Here is a 6,159-nt window from a genome sequence, read left to right on the forward strand (position 1 = left end):
CATAGCGCTCACTTGATTTCCGGGTTCGAAGGTCCGCCTCGCAAAAATGTCGTTCTGCGAGCTTCCGTATTGACCTCTAACCCCGTATGAGTCCATCGATCCCATCCTCTACATCCTGCCGAAACGCACCATCTGTCGTGTACAGATACCCGACACCACCGCGTTCTTTCCATGCGTCCAGGTTGGCTTGCTTGTTGTCGATCAACAATGCATCTGAAGGACCACAGCCGAGGCTCATCCTCTCGAGAGCCCGGGTACAGAGTTCTCCTTTGTCGATCGTCTTCTCTTGTCCCGACACGACGATCGCTTCGACTACTACTTCGAAGGCGCAACCTGGCACGATTACCTCGGTGAATAGTGTGGGATTGACCGTTACGATGGCCTGCGGAAGATGACGAGCGCGAAAGAACGCGTAGGTGAAGGGGAAGAACTCGAACAGATCAACCCGCTTCAGATGCGCGAGGATCTCCACTTCGGTAAGTGGCATGCGTTGGGCCAACTCGGCAACGAAGCCGCGCGTGTCGAGGTCGCCCAGATTCCAAGCGGCGCCGATCCCGTCGTCGAACGAATGGTAGACGGCCATCCAATCGGGGCTCACACGCCAAAGTGAAAGCTCGTCGCAGAGCGTGTCACCGAAGTCCCAGAGCAGGCATTGAATTGGCATCGGCGTAGTCCCCGCGAACCGAGTTGCAGCTTCGGAATTCAACAGGCTTCAGTTAGTTCAACTCTCGAGTCGGGTGATGGCTTCAGGATGGCAGGGAATCGAATCCTCAATGGAGTACCAGGTCGATTTGCAGGATGTCCAGACGTGCCCCGTGATGTTCACATCGAGATTCCCCGCAAACCCCCCGAGCCTGACCCGAATATCGTCGGGGTCTTGGGATGATCGAGCATAGAGAGGGGATCCACACGTGGAACAAAACGCCTTGAACTTCCCCGGCTGATGTTCAAACTCGGAAATCTCGTCTTTCGGTCCTTCGAACGTCCATTGAGATCTGTGGACCCTGGCATTTGCTGAAAACGCAGTCCCATTTCCGCGCCGACACTGATTGCAATGACAATAACGCACGTCCCCAAAGGTTCCGGTCACGCTGAACTGGAAGGTTCCACACAAGCAAGTACCGGTTGACATCGTTTCTCACCAGATAGATTGAAAGGAGAGGGGAAGCGGCTATTCACGGCACTACGAATCCCAAAGGATCATTCTGCGCCAGAATGGCGAAGAATTCCACGGACATTAGGCAGAGATAGATCACGGCCAGCCATATTGCTGACCGAATCCGATCCTCTCCCGAGGTCTTCCACCGGAAAGCAACCGAGGCCAGTTGGGGTTCGGAATCGATATCTGCGATCTCCGCAACTCGGACGTTCATGCTGGACCTCCGCCGTCACACAAGAGGGCTGGGCTAGGTGCCCTGAGAGGACATCGTCGAAGTCTGGTGCGCGCCGCGCAGCGTCATGAGATGCCGATCACCGCGTCAGCTCGGCGCGTCGGCACACAATACATTCGACACCATTCGCCCCATGGTCGTGCCATCGCTGCTCAAATTCGCAAGCAGGGTCGTGAGAGTTTCGCGAAAACCGAGCTGCGTCTCCTCGGGCAAACCGCGAAGTCTTGGTCCGATCGGCGTGGAATAGGCCGCTTCTAGCGCGTGTCGCATGCCCCCATCCACGGTGAAGGGAAGCCGTTCCTGAGTGATGCGGACGCCCTGGAATCCGGTTGCTTCGAAATGCTGACTCAGCTCAGACTCTGGCATGAAATCAAATGGAACTCGCATGGAGTGGGTTAGTTCCGCTTCGTCGATCGATTCGAGAGCTTCACAGACTTTCCCAAAGAACTCGCACTCCGCCACCGGGCGCCATGTCGCCAAGATGACCTTTCCGCGTTTTCGCAGAACTCTGGCCATCTCTTCGGCTGCGGCGGACTTATCGGGAAAGAACTGGAATCCCTGCTGACAAACGACCACGTCGACGGACTCGTCTGGAATCGCCAGCGGATGAGCTGGTGATTCGATGAACTCGACAGGTGAGCGAGCACCGGTGCATCTGTGTCGGGCCAAGCTGAGCATCTCAGCGTTGATGTCGGCGCCGATTACCTTCCCCTCAGGACCGACGTGTTTCGCCAGTTCGGCCGCAACGATGCCGGTCCCCGTCGCCAGGTCCAGAACGCATAAGCCATTCCACGGCCGAAACTCGTCGACGAGTCGGGCTGCCCAAGGTTCGAAGAGGATGGGTACCAGGATGTCGTCGTAGGCCGCAGCCACCGACTGGTCACCAAAGCTGAATGCAGGCTTTTCCAAAAACGCTCCTCCTCAATTCCCGCTATCTGGTGAAAGAAGATTCGGATCTATCCCGATCAGGGGACGGCTCGTCTGCTCTTGCCTAACGGATTGGATTTCAGCCGCAACAGATCGCGCGCATCGAGCCAGCGGCGCTCAGCTCAGACCGGTGAAGATGGCCCGAGCGTGCATGGCAAGGAAACACACGACTGCGGCGACTGCAAGAATCCGATGTGTCCGCTCGTCTTTCGATACCAGACCGACCGAGTAGATCACCGCCCAGAAAAGGCCGAACGGTATTGCGGTGGGAGAGCGAGTCTCGAAAATCCCGCTTGCGACTCGGAATCACCCGGAACGAGTAGTGCAGCCCCGATGTAGAGCAAGGCGGGATAGACCAGGACCGCAAGAAACGATCCGAGATGCCATGAGGCTACATTCCTTGCGTCCCAGAATGACCACCAGTAGATCGCGAAGTTGGCCAGCGATACGAGGACCCAGGAAGTATGTACCCAGTAATGATGCTCTCCATTGAGAGCGTGTGAAATCCCGTTGAGAATCCGAGCCACGCCCAGGGAGAGAATCAGCGAGACTGCGATCGCTACGTATTCGAACTGGCTCATGACATCATTTCGCAGTCCAGCGGATCGGCATTCAGCAGCTAGCTACGAGCTTGCCTTCGAACCGCCGATCACGGCCTCGCGATACTCTCTCCAGAACACTTCGGAGTTGGATAATCCGGATTCACGAAGGATTCGAAGATCCTCATCCAGCGTCTGCGGTTGGTCCTGTTCCTGCGCTTCAAGCTCGCCGAGGTACTGCCGGGTGGCGTCTGTGCTGCTGAAACGCTCGTCCTTCGCCGGGGCACGATCGGTTACGGAATTGATACGGATCTCCTGAATTCGCTGCTCCACAGCTGGGGCCGCGGCTACCACGATATCCGCATTCAAGAACCAACCCCCCGGTTTGATCGACTGGACGATCGAATTCAGGACGGCCCGTTTCTCCAGAGCATCCAGATGGTGAAGCGCATAAGACGAAAAGGCGACGTCGAAAGTATTGGGCTTCAGGAGCGTCGCGGGCATGGATTGAAAGTCGGAAAGGACCCACTCGACACGCTGGCCAAGAGCACCGAGTCTGGCTTTTGCAAGTTCCATCATAGAAGCCGCACCGTCGATCGCGACCACTTCTGAATCTGGGTACGCCTCCAGGAATCGCTTCGAAAAAACGCCTGTTCCAGTTCCGAGATCGAGAGCCCTCAAGGACTGCGTCTGATGGAACGGAAGAACCTCCAAGGCAACATCGATCATCTTCCAGCGCAGAGGATGCATGATGTCCATATCGGCATCGTAGGTCTGCACGCGGGCCGGAAGATCGTATGCTTCTGCACTGTCTGAATGCATGCGGGTAGTCCTTTGATCCAGGCCCTATTCCGCTTCCTCTTCGATGATCCTGCCGAGCGCGCGGGCGGTCTGGCCCACCACTTGCTGGCAGTACTTCCGTCTACTGTCGCTCGCCTGGTAAAACGCCTTCACCTGGCTCATGTCCTGCCAGTCAACACGCGCGATGTCAGAGCAGTCTTTTCCACCGAATTCCTGCGTGATTTCCTCGAAAGCCTTATCGAGCTTGTGCCCCAGCTTGAACATCGCGGGGGATTCCTTCTCGGATAGCCTTCCTCGACTGTACTGGCTGGAGATGCAGGCGATTCCTCCCAGCATTGCACCGCAGACACTCCCGGTTCCCGCGATTCCGCCACCGAACAGCCCGACGGCCTTGATGACGTCCGGATCATCGACGCCCAGCTTCTCCTGTCCCACGGACAGAACAGCCTGGCTTCAGTGGAACGAGTCCTTCATCAGCTGTATGGCCTTCTTCTCCATTTCGTCAGGACTCATGGTAGTACCTCCAAGAGAGATGGGAACTCACCAGGCATCAGCGTACACCCGATCCTCGGCCCGCTTCAAGCTTCTTGCGATCTGCATATATCCGGTTCCAAACGTGGTTCAAGGACAAGCTATTCCGCTTCTTCGAAAATGAGGGTGCGAGAAAACGCAACTGCACCTGAGGCGAAGTACCACGTCAGGCCGGCGAACAAAATGGCAAATTCGTGAGCTGGGAATACGCCGAAGACGTTGACGGTCTGGGCCAGGCCATTTGCAGCGGAGATACAGTAGATGAACACGCCGAACCACCCAGGCCCGCTAGAGGGCTCCCGCGTCCGTTCCATTTGCGGTACCACGGCGCCGAACCACACAACGGCCGTGGCCACCAGGAGCAGACTTCCAATCCGCCAGGCGACCGATGGGTCGGCGCAAAAGTTGAGCACAGCTACACATATGACTGGGATGATGGCCGCTCCGAAGACGATCATCAGAAGCGTCACCAAAAGAGGTCTTGGAAGGCCGGGTCCGCCGCCGCCGCGGGAGCGCAGTGCCAGGACAATGCCGGTGAATCCGCCCAGCGCGAGCGCCAACTCGGAGAACGTCATTAGGATCTCACGTTGATCCACTGTTGCTTCCAAAGGGTTCGGGCAAAAGCTGCAACAGACAGCGCCGACCGTCAGCGTGATGCCACAGAGTCCCGACGGAAGAAGGCTACCGAATTCGGGAACGCCTGGCTGTCTGCAGGCATCCCGCCACCGGGTTCGACCGAATCACGAAAAGTCGATGCCAGAACAGCACGCCCGTCACCTGAGCCTCGCTATTCCGCGCCCGGTTCAACGGCTTGTTGAGTGGCAGCTGAGTTCGTGCCTCCCTCCACGAGAATGCGGTCTACGTACGCAGCGAACGGATCACTATAGGCGCTTCGGGATCTCTCCCACTGGCCCCTTGCACCCGGCGTTCTCATGCTCGAAGAGAGTGTTCGTTCTGTTGTCTGCCAATGCTCCGAATCGACGAAGCCGCGCAGCTGTTGGTAGTAGGCGTTCTCCACGCGGCGAAAATAGGTTGCAAACAGGAAGTTGAACTGAAGTCGCTCTTCGGGACTGAGTTCAGAGTCTCCGGCCAGGCCCAGCATGTAGACGCGCGCGATCTGCGGGTCGGCGCCAAGCATTTCCGTTACTCGCGCTAGCGACTCCGAAATTGCCGCCGATGTTCCCGCGCGAACCGTCATCGTGTTGTGACGAATCTGCAGTGCCAGGTAGACCAGTGAAACGAGGACTGCGATGGCCCCTACAAACTCACCAGCATTTCCCAGATCCTCGAGAGTCACGCTCCACCGCCTAATAATCTAGAGGTTGTGTACCCAGGGTACAGTGAAAAGTGGATGCTGCTATTCGGAGTCCGTCTTCACGCCCAAACCAGACGGCGCGCCCCCGCCCAGAATCCACGAGTAGCCGCGGACGAGTTCTTCGCGGCCGCCATTCTCGGATACCTCGCCATGTGCGACGATGATCCGGTCGAACGGCCATCCCAGAATTCGCTCCAATGAGTTGCGAAAGGCCGCCCGATCGCGCACCAGGAGCCGCTCGAGGAGTGTTGGAGCAAGCCTCCCGTACGTTCTCGCCAACCGGAAAGCAGCCCGGGTCAGCGGCGGACTGCTGGCACCGATGTTAAAGGCCAGGTCGGTCGCGATCAGAGTGGCGCTGGGCCGGTGGAAGAAGACAACCTCGTTCGCGAACGGAAAGCCACCGATAAGGACCTGGTCAACCACGTCCTTCCAGCCAGGTTCGGGTTCGTCACCAAGCACTCCTTCAAACGCCAGGTCAGCACGCTTGGTATCGAGCCCCGGGGCAACGTAGAGCAATGCGTCCGGACAGGCGCGCTGCCACTCACTGATGAAGAGATGATGGAGTCGGTTGGGGGCGACTATGTATGCAACAGGGCCGAGCGCCTTTACCTCGCGGACCAGATCAGGGGTCGCTGCAATCGGCGAGTGCAGCAAC

At 57.8% G+C, this 6,159-nt stretch carries 9 protein-coding genes; all 9 read right to left on the reverse strand.

What is annotated here, in order from left to right:
• Nucleotides 1–76: 76 nt before the first annotated feature.
• Nucleotides 77–664, reverse strand: a complete 588-nt coding sequence (locus GY725_08860) for a hypothetical protein (protein MCP4004292.1) — start codon at nt 662–664, stop codon at nt 77–79.
• A gap of 57 nt (nt 665–721) precedes the next feature.
• A complete protein-coding gene (locus GY725_08865; protein ID MCP4004293.1) occupies nt 722–1,132 on the reverse strand; it encodes a GFA family protein in 411 nt (136 codons plus the stop codon).
• 346 nt (nt 1,133–1,478) lie between these two features.
• Nucleotides 1,479–2,300, reverse strand: a complete 822-nt coding sequence (locus GY725_08870; protein MCP4004294.1) for a methyltransferase domain-containing protein — start codon at nt 2,298–2,300, stop codon at nt 1,479–1,481.
• A gap of 251 nt (nt 2,301–2,551) precedes the next feature.
• Nucleotides 2,552–2,899 carry a hypothetical protein gene (locus tag GY725_08875; GenBank protein ID MCP4004295.1) on the reverse strand — a complete coding sequence of 116 codons (348 nt, stop codon included), beginning with the start codon at nt 2,897–2,899 and terminating at the stop codon, nt 2,552–2,554.
• Between the two features lie 42 nt (nt 2,900–2,941).
• Nucleotides 2,942–3,679 carry a class I SAM-dependent methyltransferase gene (locus GY725_08880; GenBank protein MCP4004296.1) on the reverse strand — a complete coding sequence of 246 codons (738 nt, stop codon included), beginning with the start codon at nt 3,677–3,679 and terminating at the stop codon, nt 2,942–2,944.
• A 24-nt stretch (nt 3,680–3,703) separates the two neighbouring features.
• Nucleotides 3,704–4,093, reverse strand: a complete 390-nt coding sequence (locus tag GY725_08885; GenBank protein ID MCP4004297.1) for a C_GCAxxG_C_C family protein — start codon at nt 4,091–4,093, stop codon at nt 3,704–3,706.
• Nucleotides 4,094–4,290: 197 nt separating this feature from the next.
• Nucleotides 4,291–4,785 (reverse strand): hypothetical protein, encoded by a 495-nt coding sequence (locus GY725_08890; protein MCP4004298.1) that lies wholly within the window; start codon nt 4,783–4,785, stop codon nt 4,291–4,293.
• A 191-nt stretch (nt 4,786–4,976) separates the two neighbouring features.
• Nucleotides 4,977–5,486, reverse strand: a complete 510-nt coding sequence (locus tag GY725_08895; protein ID MCP4004299.1) for a hypothetical protein — start codon at nt 5,484–5,486, stop codon at nt 4,977–4,979.
• Nucleotides 5,487–5,546: 60 nt separating this feature from the next.
• A partial coding sequence (locus GY725_08900; GenBank protein ID MCP4004300.1) for a DUF4336 domain-containing protein occupies nt 5,547–6,159 on the reverse strand: 613 nt, incomplete at its 5' end.

The organism is bacterium, assembly GCA_024226335.1.
Taxonomy (GTDB): domain Bacteria; phylum Myxococcota_A; class UBA9160; order SZUA-336; family SZUA-336; genus JAAELY01.

Excerpts from the sequence above, each read along its gene's own strand:
- GY725_08860 (MCP4004292.1), bottom strand. The coding sequence starts at position 664 with ATGCCAATTCAATGCCTGCTCTGGGACTTCGGTGACACGCTCTGCGAC.
- GY725_08865 (MCP4004293.1), bottom strand. The coding sequence starts at position 1,132 with ATGTCAACCGGTACTTGCTTGTGTGGAACCTTCCAGTTCAGCGTGACC.
- GY725_08875 (MCP4004295.1), bottom strand. The coding sequence starts at position 2,899 with ATGAGCCAGTTCGAATACGTAGCGATCGCAGTCTCGCTGATTCTCTCC.
- GY725_08880 (MCP4004296.1), bottom strand. The coding sequence starts at position 3,679 with ATGCATTCAGACAGTGCAGAAGCATACGATCTTCCGGCCCGCGTGCAG.